General features: G+C 61.5%; 17 protein-coding genes and 1 pseudogene. 10 read left to right on the plus strand and 8 right to left on the minus strand.

Translation table 11 applies throughout. The features are described 5' to 3' along the window. Nucleotides 1-232: 232 nt before the first annotated feature. The 4 genes from thrS to Tal182_RS11940 form a co-directional block, all read right to left on the minus strand. Nucleotides 233-2239, minus strand: a complete 2007-nt coding sequence (gene thrS, locus Tal182_RS11925; protein WP_085859555.1) for a threonine--tRNA ligase — start codon at nt 2237-2239, stop codon at nt 233-235. Nucleotides 2240-2361: 122 nt separating this feature from the next. Beyond that, nucleotides 2362-2889 (minus strand): DUF1697 domain-containing protein, encoded by a 528-nt coding sequence (locus Tal182_RS11930; RefSeq protein WP_085859556.1) that lies wholly within the window; start codon nt 2887-2889, stop codon nt 2362-2364. A 115-nt stretch (nt 2890-3004) separates the two neighbouring features. Then, nucleotides 3005-3409, minus strand: a complete 405-nt coding sequence (gene yidD, locus Tal182_RS11935) for a membrane protein insertion efficiency factor YidD (RefSeq protein WP_085859557.1) — start codon at nt 3407-3409, stop codon at nt 3005-3007. Between the two features lie 5 nt (nt 3410-3414). After that, nucleotides 3415-3861, minus strand: coding sequence for an iron-sulfur cluster assembly scaffold protein (locus tag Tal182_RS11940; protein WP_064802727.1), 447 nt, complete (start codon nt 3859-3861; stop codon nt 3415-3417). Between the two features lie 309 nt (nt 3862-4170). Here Tal182_RS11940 and folE point away from each other — a divergent pair, with 309 nt between their 5' ends. The 3 genes from folE (at nt 4171) to Tal182_RS11955 (ending at nt 6342) form a co-directional block, all read left to right on the plus strand. Beyond that, complete coding sequence (gene folE, locus Tal182_RS11945) at nt 4171-4785, plus strand: GTP cyclohydrolase I FolE (RefSeq protein ID WP_064802729.1); 615 nt, start codon at nt 4171-4173, stop codon at nt 4783-4785. 25 nt (nt 4786-4810) lie between these two features. Next, a complete protein-coding gene (hisI, locus tag Tal182_RS11950) occupies nt 4811-5263 on the plus strand; it encodes a phosphoribosyl-AMP cyclohydrolase (protein WP_064802731.1) in 453 nt (150 codons plus the stop codon). A 116-nt stretch (nt 5264-5379) separates the two neighbouring features. Beyond that, nucleotides 5380-6342: a patatin-like phospholipase family protein gene (locus tag Tal182_RS11955; protein ID WP_085859558.1), complete on the plus strand. Its 963-nt coding sequence runs from the start codon at nt 5380-5382 to the stop codon at nt 6340-6342. Nucleotides 6343-6392: 50 nt separating this feature from the next. On the opposite strand, the gene Tal182_RS11960 is transcribed toward Tal182_RS11955, so the two are convergent. Together Tal182_RS11960 and Tal182_RS11965 are read right to left on the minus strand one after the other, a co-directional pair. Beyond that, nucleotides 6393-6827 (minus strand): CBS domain-containing protein, encoded by a 435-nt coding sequence (locus Tal182_RS11960; protein ID WP_064802733.1) that lies wholly within the window; start codon nt 6825-6827, stop codon nt 6393-6395. A 95-nt stretch (nt 6828-6922) separates the two neighbouring features. Beyond that, nucleotides 6923-7711 carry a rhomboid family intramembrane serine protease gene (locus Tal182_RS11965; RefSeq protein WP_064802735.1) on the minus strand — a complete coding sequence of 263 codons (789 nt, stop codon included), beginning with the start codon at nt 7709-7711 and terminating at the stop codon, nt 6923-6925. A 260-nt stretch (nt 7712-7971) separates the two neighbouring features. On the opposite strand from Tal182_RS11965, the gene Tal182_RS11970 reads away from it, so the two are divergent. The 7 genes and pseudogenes from Tal182_RS11970 to Tal182_RS12000 all read left to right on the plus strand — a co-directional run bounded on the left by Tal182_RS11970 (nt 7972) and on the right by Tal182_RS12000 (nt 14687). Further along, complete coding sequence (locus Tal182_RS11970; protein WP_170965920.1) at nt 7972-8616, plus strand: PAS domain-containing protein; 645 nt, start codon at nt 7972-7974, stop codon at nt 8614-8616. A 122-nt stretch (nt 8617-8738) separates the two neighbouring features. Beyond that, nucleotides 8739-9350, plus strand: coding sequence for a PilZ domain-containing protein (locus Tal182_RS11975; RefSeq protein WP_064802738.1), 612 nt, complete (start codon nt 8739-8741; stop codon nt 9348-9350). A gap of 357 nt (nt 9351-9707) precedes the next feature. After that, nucleotides 9708-10669, plus strand: a pseudogene (gene pip / locus Tal182_RS11980) (prolyl aminopeptidase). Between the two features lie 352 nt (nt 10670-11021). Beyond that, a complete protein-coding gene (locus tag Tal182_RS11985) occupies nt 11022-11627 on the plus strand; it encodes a transglutaminase-like cysteine peptidase (protein WP_064802741.1) in 606 nt (201 codons plus the stop codon). 258 nt (nt 11628-11885) lie between these two features. Further along, nucleotides 11886-12632: a hypothetical protein gene (locus Tal182_RS11990; protein WP_085859559.1), complete on the plus strand. Its 747-nt coding sequence runs from the start codon at nt 11886-11888 to the stop codon at nt 12630-12632. A 140-nt stretch (nt 12633-12772) separates the two neighbouring features. Then, entirely contained in the window at nt 12773-14299 is a 1527-nt protein-coding gene (locus Tal182_RS11995; protein WP_085859560.1) for a D-alanyl-D-alanine carboxypeptidase, read from the plus strand. Between the two features lie 112 nt (nt 14300-14411). After that, nucleotides 14412-14687, plus strand: a complete 276-nt coding sequence (locus Tal182_RS12000; protein ID WP_064802751.1) for a hypothetical protein — start codon at nt 14412-14414, stop codon at nt 14685-14687. Between the two features lie 39 nt (nt 14688-14726). Here the strand turns inward: Tal182_RS12000 and Tal182_RS12005 are convergent, their stop codons facing one another. Then, on the minus strand, nt 14727-15164 hold the full coding sequence (locus tag Tal182_RS12005) for a DUF1489 family protein (RefSeq protein WP_064802753.1): 438 nt from the start codon (nt 15162-15164) through the stop codon (nt 14727-14729). Nucleotides 15165-15347: 183 nt separating this feature from the next. Continuing rightward, nucleotides 15348-16751, minus strand: coding sequence for an L-serine ammonia-lyase (locus Tal182_RS12010; protein ID WP_085859561.1), 1404 nt, complete (start codon nt 16749-16751; stop codon nt 15348-15350). Nucleotides 16752-16837: the final 86 nt, after the last annotated feature.

Raw genomic sequence — 16837 nt, forward strand, 5'->3', positions numbered from 1 at the left:
ACCAGCGATCAAGCCGACCGGCCGGCGTTCTGTAGCGCCGCGCGTCTGATCAGACGCGCAAACGACGCTATCATTTTGGATCTACGCATCGGCCGATGCCGCAGACTAGGCGCGGATTTCATTCATTGGCAGGAAGATTTGAAAGTGGAGACGGGAGGCGCACGAGTGGCTGCCCCTCGCGAAAGACATTTCCGACAGCGCCGAAGTCGGCGCTGTCGTATTCCCCCTATTTTCAGGCCGCCTTGGCTTTCTTTGCCTCGGCCTTGCGACGGACGTCGGGCGGCGTCGCCTCGAGCGTGAGGCTCTCGACGGCGGCCCCAAGCTCCATCGAAACCTGGTCCTGACTGCCGAGGCGGCGGATGTTGACCGTGCGCTCCTCGGCTTCCTTCCTGCCGCAGACGATGATGACAGGAACCTTGGTGACGGAATGCTCGCGGATCTTGTAGTTGATCTTCTCGTTGCGGAAGTCGGTTTCGACGTTGAGACCGGCCTCGCGCAGCGCCTCGGCCACTTCAAGCCCATAGGCATCAGCCTCCGAGGTGATCGTTGCGACCACCACCTGTAGCGGCGATACCCAGAGCGGCATATGGCCGGCGAAGTTCTCGATCAGGATGCCGAGGAAACGCTCCATCGAGCCGCAGATGGCGCGGTGGATCATCACTGGCTGCGTCTTTTCGGAGTTGCTGTCGATGTAGAAGGCGCCGAAGCGTTCCGGCAGGTTGAAGTCCACCTGCGTCGTGCCGCACTGCCATTCGCGGCCGATCGCGTCCTTCAGCGTATATTCGAACTTCGGACCGTAGAAGGCACCCTCGCCCGGCAGGATGCCGGTCTTGATGCGGCCTTCGGACTGCGCCTCGATCGTCTTCAGCACATCGGTCATCACGGCTTCGGCGCGATCCCAGAGCGCATCGGAACCAACACGTTTGTCCGGCCGGGTGGAAAGCTTGACGACAATTTCCTTGAAGCCGAAATCTTCATAGACCGAGAGGATCAGATCGTTGATCTTCAGGCATTCGGCCGCCATCTGCTCGTCGGTGCAGAAGATATGCGCGTCGTCCTGCGTAAAGCCGCGCACCCGCATCAGCCCATGCAGCGCGCCCGACGGCTCGTAGCGATGCACCAGGCCGAATTCAGCAAGCCGGATCGGCAGCTCGCGATAGGACTTCAGGCCGTGCTTGAAGATCTGCACATGGCCGGGGCAGTTCATCGGCTTCAACGCAAAGACGCGGTTGTCGGCTTCCTTGTCGTCGGGATGGGTCATCGCATGCGCCGATTTCACGGCGAACATGTTTTCCTGGTACCAGCCCCAGTGACCCGAGGTTTCCCAGAGCGACGTGTCGAGCACCTGCGGCGCGTTGACTTCCTGATAGTCGGCGGCGAGACGACGGCGCATATAAGCGACGAGCGTCTGGAAAATGCGCCAGCCCTTGCCGTGCCAGAAGACGACACCGGGGCCTTCCTCCTGGAAGTGGAAGAGGTCCATTTCCCGGCCGAGCTTGCGATGATCGCGCTTCTCGGCTTCGGCCAGCATATGCAGGTAATTGTCGAGATCGGCCTGGTCAGCCCATGCCGTGCCGTAGATACGAGACAGCATGGCGTTGTTGCTGTCGCCGCGCCAATAGGCGCCGGCAACCTTCATCAGTTTGAAGGCGGTGCCGACCTGGCCGGTGGAGGCCATGTGCGGACCGCGGCAAAGATCGAACCAGTCGCCCTGATGATAGATCTTCAGATCCTGGCCTTCCGGGATCGCATCGACGAGTTCTACCTTGTACTGTTCGCCCTTGGCGGCAAAGACTTCCTTGGCCTTTTCGCGCGACCAAATCTGCTTTGTGAACGGCGCGTTGCGGGCGATGATTTCCTTCATCTTCTTTTCGATCTTCGGCAGATCGTCGGGCGTGAAAGGCTCGTTCTTGGCGAAATCGTAATAGAAGCCGTTCTCAATGACGGGACCGATCGTCACCTGCGTGCCGGGCCAAAGCTCCTGCACCGCTTCGGCCATCACATGCGCGGCGTCATGCCGGATGAGCTCCAGCGCGCGCGGGTCCTTGCGGGTGACGATCTCGATCTTGCCGTCGGTGACGGCATCGGAAAGATCCTGCACGGCGCCATCGAGGGCAATGGCGACGGCGCTCTTGGCGAGCGACTTGGAAATGGATTCGGCGACATCCTTGCCTGTTGCGCCAGCCGGGAAGCTGCGCACGGAACCATCGGGAAATGTCAGGGAAACGGATTGGGACATCGAAATTCTCCTTGTCCAGTCCCGCCAACGAATGCGGGTGGTTGCAACGACAGCGCCTCCCTTTGTTGGATGCGCTGCCGCCTGATACTCAGATTTCACCTGGGAGTAAAGAAGCAGCCGGCTCACATGATCATCTGCGCAAGACCGCAAACGGTGTTCCAATTGCGCATCGTTCCGACGCCGAGCCGCTTGGTCGTCAGCGCCGAAAGCAGTTTCGATTGACTCGGTTTGCCGGCGAAATCGATCCAGAGGTCGCCGCCGACGATGGCAATGCGTTGCCCTTCCGTCATCAGCGGCTTCAATGCCTCCACCTTCTGCGGGTCGACCGGCAGGCGCATCACCCGGACGATCACCTGGTCGCCGCTGCCGTCCCTGAAGGGGTTGGTACCGCAGAGCGCCATCCAGGTGCAGTCGCTGCGCACGATAATGTCGACATGTTTGCCGAACTTCTCTTCGAACCCTTCTTCCAGCGCGACCTCGATTTCATGCGGCCGCATGTCGTCGGCTTCGAAAACGAGATTGCCTGTTGAAACCAGTGTGCGCGGCTCGCGATAGCCGAGCTCTCTGGCAAGCGCGCGCAGGTCTTCCATGATCACCCGGCGGTCGGGCGAGAGCACGATGCTATGCAGGAGGGCGACAAACATGCTCATAGCAACTCGCTCTCCTCCTCGCGATCGTAGTCACCGAACAGTGACTGCGCCTCACGCATCCTCGCTGCCCTGACCTCAGAAACACAATGATGTTCGCCGGGCATCGTCACCGCGGTCACCCTCTCTTGCGTCCAAGCGCGAGATAGCGCCATGGGGTCCACCAGCGAAAATCGTTGCCAAGTGTCTCGGGCACCTGGTCGAGGCCGCTGGTGCCGCCCGGACCGCAGCGGCCGACGCGAAACAGCGTCATCCAGCCGCCGGCCCATAATCCGTGGCGGGCGATCGCCTCGTAACCATATTCCGAGCAGGTCGGGATATGGCGGCAGGAATTGCCGACAAAGCCGGAAAGCGTCAGCTGATAGAGGCGGAGGAGCCCCATGCCGAGCAGGCGGTCCGGAGTCTTGCGGAATGCTCCGGTGTAATTGCGGGAGTAGCGCGCAGTCTTTGCGTGCGGCGGGCTCGATGCGGCCGCGCCGCCATCGTCCTCATCGTCGGCCTGCCGGACGCAGAACTCGCACATCTCGATTACGCCTCGACAACTTCCGCCCGTTTCGCCTCGATCTGCCCGATCGCATCGACGACCGCGTCGAAGGTCAGCATCGTCGAAGCATGGCGGGCCTTATAGTCCCGCACGGGCAGGAGGTAACGCATATCTTCGAACCGCCCCGTCGGCCCTGCCCCGTCCGCCTTCAACATGGCGAGCATGTCCAGCCGCGCCTGCCGCAATTCACCAGATGTCGCGCCGACGACATGGCGGGCCATGATCGAGGACGAAGCCTGGCCGAGCGCGCAGGCCTTCACGTCATGGGAAAAATCTGTCACGACATCGCCGTCCATCTTCAGCCAGATCCGTACCTTGGAGCCGCAAAGCCTGGAGTGCGCCTGGGCGGTCGCATCGGCATCATCGAGCGTCCCGGTCAACGGAATATTGCCGGCGAATTCGAGGATTTTGCTGTTGTAGATGTCGTCCATGCTGGATTTCCGCTCCAAAATCGCTGCGGATCGGCCTAAATGGTGCTGTTATTGTTATTGAAACAAAAAACACACCGTGTCATCTGAGGATACTTACATATAATGGCCGTCTTCCTATATGTATGTCGTTCCAAGGCCATGAAAATGCAATGGCCTTTTGTAAGTTTGATTGGGAAACCGTGCCGGACGGGCATTGAATTTGCCCTGAAAGCCCCGGAGCCTGCCAAAGGTGCATGAATTCCCGCATGGGACTGACCAGTGGCAATTCCGACAGATGGGTCCGCGGTGCGGACCAGGAGACCATTGATCATGGACGCCATCGTAAAGAACTTTCCGCAGCCGAACCGGGACTCGGACCGCCCTTCCCAGCAGGAGGCCGAGGAAGCCGTGCGCGTTCTGCTGCGCTGGGCCGGTGACGATCCGACACGCGAAGGCCTCATCGAGACCCCGGCCCGTGTCGCCAAGGCCTATCGCGAGCTGTTCGCCGGTTACGATATGGCGCCGGAGGACGTGCTCGGCCGGACCTTCGAAGAGGTCGCAGGCTACGACGACATGGTCCTTGTCAAGGACATTCCGTTCTACTCGCATTGCGAACACCATATGGTGCCGATCATCGGCAAGGCCCACGTCGCCTATATGCCTGATGGCCGCGTGCTCGGGCTGTCGAAGATTGCCCGAGTCGTGGAAATCTATGGCCGGCGCCTGCAGACCCAGGAAACCATGACGGCCCAGATTGCGCGGGCCATCGACGATACGCTCAATCCGCGCGGTGTTGCCGTACTGATCGAGGCCGAACATATGTGCATGGCGATGCGTGGCGTTCAGAAGCAGGGTTCGACCACCTTGACCACGACCTTTACCGGAACGTTCAAGACCGAACCGGCCGATCAGGCCCGTTTCATGAGCATGGTGCGGAGCCGCTGATACTGGCTCCCTCAGGAGGGCCGCAATGAGTCAACTGATCTTCAATCAACCATCCGAAGACAAGTCGGCGTTGGAAGACGCCGGCGATTTCACGCCGCGTTTCGATGACCGCGGCCTGATCACTGCGATCGTCACCGACGCCGGCGATGGCGAACTGCTGATGGTGGCGCATATGAATGCCCAGGCCCTGGCGCTGACCATCCAGACGGGCACAGCCCATTATTTCAGCCGGTCGCGTGGCAAGATCTGGAAAAAGGGCGAGACCTCGGGCAACCTTCAGACGGTGAAGGAAATTCGCACCGATTGCGATCAGGACGCCATCTGGCTGAAGGTCGAGGTCGCCGGCCATGACGCCACCTGTCACACCGGCCGCCGTTCCTGCTTCTATCGGACGGTGACGCTGCGCCAGGGAAAACCGATGCTGGACATCGTCGACGACGAGCGTCATTTCGATCCGCAGGACGTCTACGGAAAATAGACTGACCGTCCCGGGCATTTGCCCCTTATTGTGCCAGAAACCGGTTCTATATACCATTTGGCAACCGATCGGGCACACTATCGTGACATACGTGTTCTGCTGGAGGGGAGAGCGCAATGCTGAACTGGAGTCTGCACCGTCAAAGCGCTGAAGGCGAAGGTTCCGGTTCCGGCATGTCGACGATACTCGAGACAATCCCTGCGCCCGCGCCTGTCAACAGAATCAAGATCGCGCTCGCTCTTGGCGGCGGCGCAGCCCGCGGCTGGGCCCATATCGGCGTCTTGCGCGCTCTGGACGAGGCCGGGATCGAGATCGGCATGATCGCCGGCACATCGATCGGCGCGCTGGTCGGCGGCTGCTATCTCGCCGGCAAACTCGATGAACTCGAAAGCTTCGCACGCTCGCTGACCATGCGCCGCATCGCCAGTCTGCTCGATCTGACGATCGGCGGCAGCGGGTTGTTCGGCGGCATGCGGCTGACCAAGCGCATGCAGGAGCATCTCGAGGGCCTGAACGTCGAGGATCTGGACCGGCCGTTCGTCGCGGTCGCGGCCGAGGTCAATACCGGCCACGAGGTCTGGATAGCCAATGGTTCGCTGATCACGGCGCTGCGCGCCTCCTATGCCCTGCCCGGCATCTTCGAGCCGGTCCGCAGCAATCATCGCACCCTGGTCGACGGCGCGCTGGTCAACCCGGTTCCCGTCTCCGTCTGCCGTGCCTATGAGCAGCCGCTGGTCGTCGCCGTCAATCTCAATTACGATCTCTACGGCCGCTCGGCCGTGGTCCGGCACAATGCCAGCCTCTCGCAGCAGGAATTGCAGAAACAGGAAGAGGCGCCCTATGCCCGCCTCGGCATGACCGGCGTGATGGTGCAGGCTTTCAACATCATCCAGGACAGGATTGCCCGCGCCCGCCTTGCCGGCGATCCGCCCGACATTTCGCTGCAGCCGCGCCTGAGCTATATCGGCCTCTCGGAATTTCACCGCGCCGGTGAGGCGATCGAACGCGGTTACGAGGAAGCGAGAGCCAGGCTTCCCGAGATCAAGCGCATGCAGGAAGTCTACGCCAGTTCCCCGTGAAGCGACGCCGCGACGGGCACGAGAGCACGTCTAAACAAACAGCCGAACCCTCAGCCGGCAATATAGGCCTTGATATCCTCGGCCTCGCGCTCCACTTCGGCGATCCGAGACTTCACCACGTCACCGATCGAGATAATGCCGGCAAGCTTGCCGTTGCTTTCCACCGGAACGTGGCGAAAGCGGCGGCTGGTCATCAGTTCCATCAGCTCGTTGACAGTCGTCTCCTCGTGGCAACGGTAGACCTTTGAAGTCATCACCTGCGAGAGAGGCTGATCGAGGCTATCCTTGCCGTGCTTGGCGATGGCATGCACGAGATCGCGCTCGGTGAACATGCCGGAAATCCGGTTTTCCATGCCGACGACCACGATGGCGCCGATCTTCTTCTTGCTCAGAATGGCGGCCGCCTCGGCGACGGTGGTGTTCGGCCCGGCGGTGATGACGTCCCTGCCCTTCAGGTCGAGGATTGCTTTGACTGAACTGGTCATTCGAACCTCCTATGTCGAGCCCGTGACATCTGTCACAGGCGTCCGCGGCGGTTTCTCCCCCCAATCGCGGATCGTTCGATGGTGCACCGCCCCGCTCAGGATTGCAACATATCCTTCGCCGCTCCCGTCGGTTCTGCAGGCGGCCGTGGCGCCCGGTCGAACAGCGAAAACAAAAGGAAGCCGAAGACGAAGCCGCCGATATGCGCATCCCAGGCGATCTCCTGGTCGCTGTCGCCGACGAGCGGAATGCCGACGGCGATGAGCGCGTTGCCGACCAGCCAGAGAAGCATGAATATGACAACGGTCCGGCTCTTCAGGGCGTCGATGATGGAAAGCCGGGCGTTGAGATGCGCCACCGGCATCGGTCGCCGATCGGCCGGAAAGGCGAATCGGCAGGCGGCGCCCATCAGCCCGGAAATAACGCCCGACGCGCCGATCAGCAGCGATACGTCTCCCCAGTTGAGGATCGCGTGCAGGGCGGCGGAAGCGACGGCGGACAAGATCCAGAAGAACAGGAACCGCAACGTCCCGATGCGGCGCACGACCGGCGCGCCGAAGGCCATCAGCCAGAAGGCGTTGAAGACGATATGCTGGGTGCTGCCGTGCAGCAGCGAATAGGTAACGGGCGTCCAGAACAGTTCCAGCCCCTGCTGCGACAACGGAATCACGTAGCGAGCGGGGACGAAACCGAAGGTAAACAGCAGCCAGCCCACCGCATCGTCCGAGAGAACGAGCGCCTGCACCGCGTAGATAAGGATGAGCAGACAAAGGCTGAAGAGCAGCGCCGGCGGAAGGTTGAAGACCGGTACGCGCGGGGGCCGCGCCGGCGGCCGGGCCTCGGAAGGTTCGGGCGCCTTGTCTGGCTCGCCCGTCTGCTCGTTCATTTTTATCGCCTCGTTGAGGCCTCAGCCATACAGGAGCGCCTGTCAAAAAAAAAGCCGCCCGTAGTGCCGGGCGGCGTAACCCGAATTCCTGGAAAGACCCGGGATCGGCAGATCGTGCTGAACTCCGAAAGTCGAAGCGATGGCTGGACATTGTCACGATAGACGCCGCGCCTCAACCGAAACCCTTTCTTAACCTTAACGGCCTGGATCTGGCACGAAATCCGCAAGGTAGAAGCTGTACGGGCAATGACTGCCCGAAAATGCTCCGGAATGGGACAGGTTGGTGTGAAATGCGTGTGCAAACGACCATCGAAATTTTTGACTATTGGAACCGTATCCGCGGCGCTGCCGATGCGCCGCTGAAATCACAGGTCGAACCCTCTGCCGTTCCCCATCTACTGCAAAGTCTCTTCATCCTCGAGACGCGCGACGGCGGAGACATCGTTTTCCGGCTCGCCGGCACTCGCATCTGCGATTTCTTCGGGCGCGACCTGCGCGGTGAACGTTTTTCATCTCTTTGGGCGCATGGCCAGCACGCGGATATCGAACGCACGGCGATGGGCGTCATGGACCATGCCATGCCGGCCCTGTTCAACACCACCGGCTACAGCACCGTCGGTCATCAGGCCTCCTTCGAGATCATCATGATGCCGCTGCGCTCGTCGGACGGCGCCTGCGACCGACTACTCGGCGCGATCGCACCGAAGGCGCCTGCGAGCTGGCTGGAGATCGTGCCGCTGGAATTCCTGGCGCTCGACCGCAGCCGTCTGCTGCCCGAAAAATTCAGCAACGCCACGCCGGCCGAACTGCGCTCGATCAACGAGGTCGTCGCGGCAAAAGGCATCGGGTTCGGCCAGGCCATGCGCCGCATGGTGTCACAGCTGCTGAGTGCCGAGGCGCGTTAAGTCTCGTTTCAGCACAAGGCGCGCACTCGTTTTCGGCTATGTCACAATAAGGCGAAACAACCTTCTGTTAATGGATTGGAGGTAAGGATTGATCTCTCCAGTTTTTATGAAGAAGCCCTTTGATGCACTCGTTCCAGCCAGCTCAGACGCAACGACCTGCGCCGCGCCCTGAACAAGGCGTTTTCCAGCGCGTGCCGATCAATATGCAGGGCCGGTTGATGCTTGCGAATTATGAGGAATTCGAATGCATGGTGATCGACATGTCGCCCGGCGACATGTACGTCATCTGCTCCGGCCGGCCGCGCGCCAACGAACGCGTCGTCGCCTATATCGACCATCTCGGTCGCGTCGAAGGTTACGTCCAGACCCTCGACGGCCGCGGCTTCACCATGTCGATCAATGCCACCGAGCGCAAGCGCGAGAAGCTCGCTGCCCAGCTCACCTGGCTTGCCAACAAGCACGAGCTCGGCCTGCCGGAAGATCGTCGCCACGACCGTCTGACGCCGCGTGATACGAAGACCGAACTCACGCTCGAGGATGGCACGCGCTATACCTGCCGCATCATGGACCTGTCGCTGTCAGGCGCCGCCATCGACGTCGAAATGCGTCCCACGATCGGAACGGCGGTGCGCCTCGGTAACATGCGCGGCCGTGTCGTGCGTCACTTCGTCGAAGGTGTGGCGATCGAATTCCTGTCGATCCAGTCCCGCGAGACACTGCGCGAATTCCTTTGACAGCCTGAAAAATCACGATGCCTTGCGGCGGATCAATTCGAGGCCGATTGCTCCGAAAGCGCTTGCCAGGTCCGGAGCACACCGGGTCGGGTCGTGTTGAAAGCGCAAGCCTCACGGCAAGCGATCTGCAAGCGGCGGTAAATCCGGCTTTGGAAGGCCGGTGCGAAATCCTGTCGCAAGTCGTTCCAACCAGTAAGTCATGTAGAGTTATGAGTGGAACAAGCTGCGACACAGGTCGGGCGGAGCAGGCCGCGCGAAATTGGGCAGGATCTTGGGTCGAGGAATTTCCGGCCGTCGTCCGTCTTCCCTTCGTTATGAAGATGATGGATAAGGTCCGCCTCGACCGCAGGTGCACCGATGCCAGCCCTCTACCCGGAAATCGAACCCTATGATCACGGCCTGCTCGATACGGGCGACGGCAACCTGATCTATTGGGAAGCCTGCGGCAACCCGAGGGGGCGGCCGGCACTCGTCCTGCACGGCGGGCCGGGCTCGGGCTGTTCGACCGCGGCGCGCCGGCAGTCGCCTATCGGATCATCCTCTTCGACCAGCGCAATTGCGGCCGGAGCCTGCCGAGTGCTGCAGATCCCGAAACCGATCTCTCCCTCAATACGACCTGGCATCTCGTGGCCGATATAGAGAAGCTGCGGCTCTTTCTCGGCATCGACAGATGGCTGCTTTTCGGCAACTCCTGGGGCTCGACGCTGGCGCTCGCCTATGCCGAAGCGCATCCGCAGCATGTCACAGCGATCATCATATCGGGCGTGACCACCACGCGGCGATCGGAAATCGACTGGCTTTGTCGCGGCATGGCGCCGCTCTTTCCGGAAGAATGGCACCGTTTCCGCCAAGGGATACAATCCGGCGCGTCACGACTGGATGAGGACATGGCCAGCGCCTATCACCGCCTCCTCAACGATCCGGATCCTGAGACGCGCCTCAAGGCGGCGCAAGACTGGCATGATTGGGAATCAGCTTCGATCCTGCTCGCCGGGGAAGAACTGCCGCGCCGCTGGGCCGATCCGGCTTATGTGCTGACGCGCGCCCGCATCATCACCCACTACTTCGTCAACGGGGCCTGGCTGGAGGATGGCGTGCTCTTGAAGAACGCCGCGCGACTTGCCGACATTCCCGGCATCCTGCTGCAGGGACGGTTCGACATCGAGGCGCCGCTCGTCACCGCCTGGGAACTGGCCCGCGCCTGGCCGCAAAGCGAGCTCGTAATCCTGCCGCGCGCTTCCCATTCCACTGCAAACCCCGATATGAGCGCGGCAATCGTCGCCGCTACCGATCGATTTCGCGATTTTCCTCAAAAATAATTTTAATGCCGCCCCCCCGGAATCCGAGCGATATTCTGCTTTCGGCAGGTTCCAACCGGCCGATTCCGCCGGCATCGCCACCGCAAGCACGCGCCGCAGCGCCGCAGGCATTTTTCCGGCTCAGCGACAGCTCTTAACGACGCGACGGCAGCGCAGGCTTTCCGTCGGCGAAGTCCTTGCCGCGTCCACTACAATTTTAATCGACTTCGACACAAATGCGTGCCGAATTTTATTCGTATTCGAGCCAAGTTTTATCGGCATTTGATTCAACTAAGCATTTAATTCTATTACGTAATTTTGCGTGAGATAAAAACGTCCGTGTCATTGTCACCTCAACTTAGGGGAGACGGCAATGACAGCTGCGAATATCCTGAAAGGCGGCCTTTTGGCCGGTGCGCTTATGATGGCACTGACGGGCGCGGGACAGGCAACGCCCGCCAGCATGGCACTGGCAGGCAATGCCAGCCCGCCGATCGGACACTATGAATTCTGCAAAGCCAATCCGGCGGAATGCACCTATGCCGGCGGCGATGCCGGGCCGGCCGTGCTCACGGAGGATCGCTGGAAGGAAATCCTCAAGGTCAATTACACCGTCAATTCGTCGATCCAGCCGGAGACGGATGAACAGATCTACGGCGTCGAAGAGCGCTGGGCCTATCCGACCACCGTCGGCGATTGCGAGGATTATGCCCTGCTGAAGCGCAAGATGCTGATCGAGGACGGCTTCTCGCCGTCCGACACGCTGATTACGGTCGTGCTGCAGCCGAACGGCGAAGGCCACGCGGTGCTGACGGTCCGCACCGATCACGGCGACTTCATTCTCGACAACATGCGCAACAAGGTGCTGCTGTGGTCGGACACCGAATACACCTATCTGAAGCGCCAGTCCGCAAGCGATCCGGCCCGCTGGTCGAAGCTTCAGGACGGCCGCGCTGTTGCGGTCGGTAGCGTCAAGTAGGCCACCGCCGGCCAAGCCGGCACAGGTTTCGGCCCGGTCAGTCCCCGCATCCCGTCCCCGACCGGTGCCCAAGAGCCGTTCCCGCTGTCCCGGGAGCGGCTCGCTCCTTTTTGGGACAAGGGGTCCATCCCGGCACAACTGCGCCCCGAAATCTTAGCGAAGTATTAACCGTGCCGGTTCGATCATGTCGATGAGATTCATCATCGGCACCGGCGGCTCACGTTCATCCTGCGGCGGACCGAAACGCGAAGAACCGCCATGAGCCAAGCCGCCCAAAGCGCACCCGACGAGCAGCCGCTTCTTTCCACGAGGTTTCTCCTGCGCACGATGGTGGCGATATCAGTCCTGGCGGTCCTGACCGTCGCCATCAGCATCGCCGGCCGTTCGTTCGGCCGACACATCTCCCTTGCCGGCAATACCGACAGCACGGCTGAAATCACGCTGACCATCGGCCGCGACACAGTGAAATTCCCCGAAAATACCATCCGCTTCCCGAGCCAGAGGCATGACGGCGGCACCGAGCGCGTCGATCTCTACCTCGCCTGGCCCTCCATGCAAGGTTACGGCAAGGACAACCATCTGCGATTCGACGATGTCGCCCAATCGTCCGGCCTCATCTTCCTGCAGATCGCCCAGAGCACCATGTCACGCGATATGTCCGGCCGGCTGGAGCCGATCTATTCGCATCTGATCGAAGGAAGAGCCGAGCCTTTCCGGGACGGATTGACACTCCATCGACTTCGCGCCGACGCCGGTTATGGCGGAGAAGTGCTGCTCACGGCACCGGTCAAAGGCGGGCCGGACTACGTCGTGCGCTGCATATTGCCTTCAACTCCGGACAAGGCTGCAAGTGGAGATTGTCAGCGCGACATCAAGGTCGGCAAGGATCTCAGCGTCCTCTACCGCTTCTCCAGCAGCCATCTCGCCGACTGGGAACATATTGATGCCGCGATCAGACTCTTTGTGGAGCCGCGTCTTGTGAACCGTTCTGTGACACGTCCCTAAAATGCCGGCGGAGAAGGCATGAAACGATTCATCATAAACGGATTGGTAACGCTGAATCGGTAATTTCAAAAGACGAGCTGTGCGGCGGGGGGTGTGCGGTTCCTGCCCAATATCTGAAATGCAAAGCGAAGAGTGGAATAGTGTCAAGGTCAGTCTCCTCCGTATCATCGTCCCGGTCCGGCAGCTTTTTCGCAAAGCTCCTGGCGATCCTTTCGATGGCTCTCACGGTCGTCCTGGTTGATTCGGTCAATGCCGACGCGGAGGCGGCCAATCCGAAATATGCGGGCATCGTCGTCGACGCCAAGACCGGCAACGTTCTCTACAGCGAGAATGCCGATCGGCTGCAATATCCCGCCTCTCTGACCAAGATGATGACCCTTTATATGACTTTCGAGGCCTTGGAGCAGGGTCGCATCCGCCTCGATACGCCGGTTCCCTTCTCCGCTCACGCGGCCGCCCAGGCGCCGACCAAGCTTGGCGTGCGTGCCGGCGGCACCATCACCGTCGAACAGGGCATCCTCGGTCTCGTCACTTTGTCGGCTAATGATGCGGCAACCGCGCTTGGCGAGATGCTCGGCGGCAGCGAAGACCGATTCGCCCAGATGATGACCGCCAAGGCCCATGCGCTCGGCATGACGCGCACCACCTATCGCAACGCCAACGGCCTGCCGAATACGGCGCAGATGACGACGGCGCGCGACCAGGCCCGCCTCGGCATCGCCCTTCGCCAGCATTTCCCGCAATATTACGGTTATTTCTCCACCCGCGCCTTCAAGTTCGGCACTCGCACGATCCGCAGCCACAACCGGCTGGTCGGCTCCGTGCGCGGCGTCGACGGCATCAAGACCGGTTATACGCGCGCCGCCGGCTTCAACCTTGTGAGTTCGGTACAGGTCGACGGGAAGTCGATCGTCAGCGTCGTGCTCGGCGGCACTTCCGGGTCGGCTCGCGATGCCCAGATGCGCAATCTGATCGCCGCCTACCTGCCGAAGGCGTCGAGCCGCGGCGGAAATTCGGCGCTGGTGGCCCAGGCAGCCCCTGCCCCTGAAATGATCGAAACGCCTGCTCCGGTTCAGCCGCAGAAGGCTCGGCAGCAGGTCGCCCCGGAACAGGTCGCAAAGACGATCACTGCGGCGCAGCCGCCGATTTCTGCCGCTGCCGCCGATCTCAGCCTGCCGCATAAGGGCCCGCTGCCGGATGCCCGTTATCAGGTGGCCGAGGCCGAAGTCGCCTATACCGAAACATCGGCGCCGAAGTCCGACAATCCGCTGGTCGCCCAGGCGATGCCGGCGCCGACGAAGGTCAGGACCACGAGCTTCAAGCAGCAGGCTCCGGTCGCCGCACCTGCTGCACAGGATAACGCCGCCGTCGATCACGTCACGACCGCATCGACCAACGCCACCCCGGCAAGTGCTGCGCCTGCGGGCTGGGTCGTCCAGGTCGGCGTCTCGCCGAGCCGGCAGATGGCCATGGACCTCCTGGAGAGCGCCAAGAGCAAGGGCGGCAAGGCGCTGGCCTCGGCAAAGCCCTTCGCCGTCGCCTACGGCGCTGGCAACGACCAGGTCTACCGCGCCCGTTTTGGTGGCTTTGACGATCAGCGCGATGCGGTCAATGCCTGCAAGGCCTTGAAGAAGGCCGGCATCAAGTGCTGGGCCGCAGCACAATGAGTTATTCGGTGCTGCCTGCGACAATGCCGGCGGCATCCGTAACGGCCGGAATCGGTGTTTGCGTTTCCGGCCATCGGTTTGAACTCGATCAGTAATGCGTACGGGGAAAACTATGGCGATCAATGAGAATGTTCCGGGAATGCCAGGCGACCGCCGCGGCGGGGCCAAAGGGCGTTCATCCCTGCATCCGCTGCACGAAGCGGCTCTGCGACTTGCCGAAATCGGTCTGCAACGGCCGAGAGCGAAGTCTGCCAAGACCCGGGATCTCATCAATCTGCTGCTTTGCCATGGCGCCCGCGCCTGGCGCTATTCGCAGCCGGAAGCCCGCATTCATCTGCATGTGACTTCACCGGGCGGCAGTGCGCCGGTGCAACTGCGGCTGCGCTGACATCCGGTCTTCCGGAATCGATGTTTCGGGCGATAAGGATTAGAGCAGGCCGAGTTCGGTCAGCTCGCGGCGCAGGTCCGCCGGCATTTCGGCGATGCCGGCGCCCAGACTCGTAAGATCGGCTGGGACGTCGTCCTGGGTATAGTAGCGCCAGCCCTGGAACGGCCGCTTCGGCTGCACCGCCGTTTCGATCACCTCGGGACCGAGCATCAGACGGCAGCGTGAAATCCCTTCGTCGTCTGTGAACGTTTTGATGTCGAGCAACCTCTGCCTCGCCTGCACCTGTCCCTTGATCACCCAATAGAGCGAGCCGCCGTCGAGAAGCTCCTCCATGCGTTTGGGCACCATGCGCGTCGTGTGAACCGAATGCGGTTCGAGCCCGGCGGCAATAGCGCGCAGCGAGCGCTCCGCCACCCATTCGCGCAGATCCTCGATCGAGTCGGCGCCGACACAGAGTTTGATGAGATGCAATGCCATTCCGCCGTTGAAATCCTTTTGGCGGCAGGCGTCAAGCGTCTAAAGCAATTCCAGGAAAAGTGTGAAGCGGTTTTCTCAGGCAAAGCGCCAAGCGTTTGCCGATAGTTACGCAAAATCAAGAACTTAGATCGGTTCAGCGCTCGCGTGAAGCGCTCAACCGCTCTAGCGAATCAGTTCGCACGCTCAGCATTCGACGACATTGACGGCGAGGCCGCCGGTCGAGGTTTCCTTGTATTTCTCGCTCATGTCATGGCCGGTCTGGCGCATCGTCTCGATGCAGGCGTCAAGCGGTACGAAATGCTGACCGTCGCCCTTGACGGCAAGCGATGCCGCCGTGACGGCCTTGACGGCGCCAAGCGCATTGCGCTCGATACAGGGAACCTGCACGAGGCCTGCGACAGGATCGCAGGTCATGCCGAGATGATGTTCGAGCGCGATCTCGGCGGCATTTTCGATCTGCTCCGGCGTGCCGCCCATCACCGCTGCCAGGCCTGCAGCCGCCATCGCCGCGGCCGAGCCGACCTCGCCCTGACAGCCGACCTCGGCGCCAGAGATCGACGCATTGTGCTTGATGATGCCGCCGATCGCCGCAGCCGTTAGCAGGTAATCGCGGATACCGTTCTGGTCCCAGTCTTCATGAAAGTGCTCGTAATAGCGGATCGTTGCCGGAATGACGCCGGCCGCGCCATTGGTCGGCGCCGTGACGACGCGCCCGCCGGCGGCATTCTCCTCGTTGACGGCCATCGCATAGACGCTGAGCCAGTCATTGGCGAGCAGCGGATTGACGCGATTGCTGCGCCACTCCTCCTGCAGCTTGTCGTGAATTCGGCGGGCGCGGCGCTTGACGTTGAGGCCGCCCGGCATGACACCCTCCACCTTGAGGCCGCGCTCGATGCAGGAGCGCATTGCCTCCCAGATGCGGTCGAGCCCCTGATCGAGCTCTTCTCGGCTGCGCTGGCTCTCCTCGTTCGCCCGCTTCATCTGCGCGATCGACAGCCCGGAGCGCTCCGCCATCTCCAGCATCTGCTTGGCGGTCGAGAAGGGATAGGGCACGCGCACGCCGCCCGTGGCATTCTTCTTCGCCCGCATCTGTTCCAGCTCGGTATCGGTAACGACGAAGCCGCCGCCGACCGAATAATAGATGCGCTTGAGGAGCAGCCGGCCGTCCTTGTCAAACGCCGAAAAGATCATGCCGTTGGCATGGCCTGGCAGCGGCTGTTTCTTGTCGAAGATCAGATCGGTCTTCGGCTGGAACTGGTAGGCCGGATGGCCCGCAGGCGTGATGCGGCCGGTGCGCTCCACGGTATCGATGATGCCGTCCATCCTGTCGGGATCGACACTGTCGGGCGCCTCGCCCATCAGTCCGAGAATGACAGCCCTGCCCGTGCCATGGCCGATCCCTGTATGGGCGAGCGAGCCATGCAGGCTGACCTTGATCGCGATGACCTGAGCGCCCGATGACGGACGCGGCCATTCATTCGACAGGATCAGGTCGAGAAATCGGTTGGCGGCCGACATCGGACCCATCGTGTGCGAGCTCGACGGTCCGACACCGATCTTGAACACGTCGAATACCGAAAGAAACATGGATGCGCCTTCTGAACACTGGAATGCAAATTTAAACGCCGCCGGCGCCGGATCCAAGCGGCGAACCGACATCGCCTGGAGTCGGT

The organism is Rhizobium sp. TAL182, from assembly GCF_002117725.1.
GTDB lineage: Bacteria > Pseudomonadota > Alphaproteobacteria > Rhizobiales > Rhizobiaceae > Rhizobium > Rhizobium esperanzae.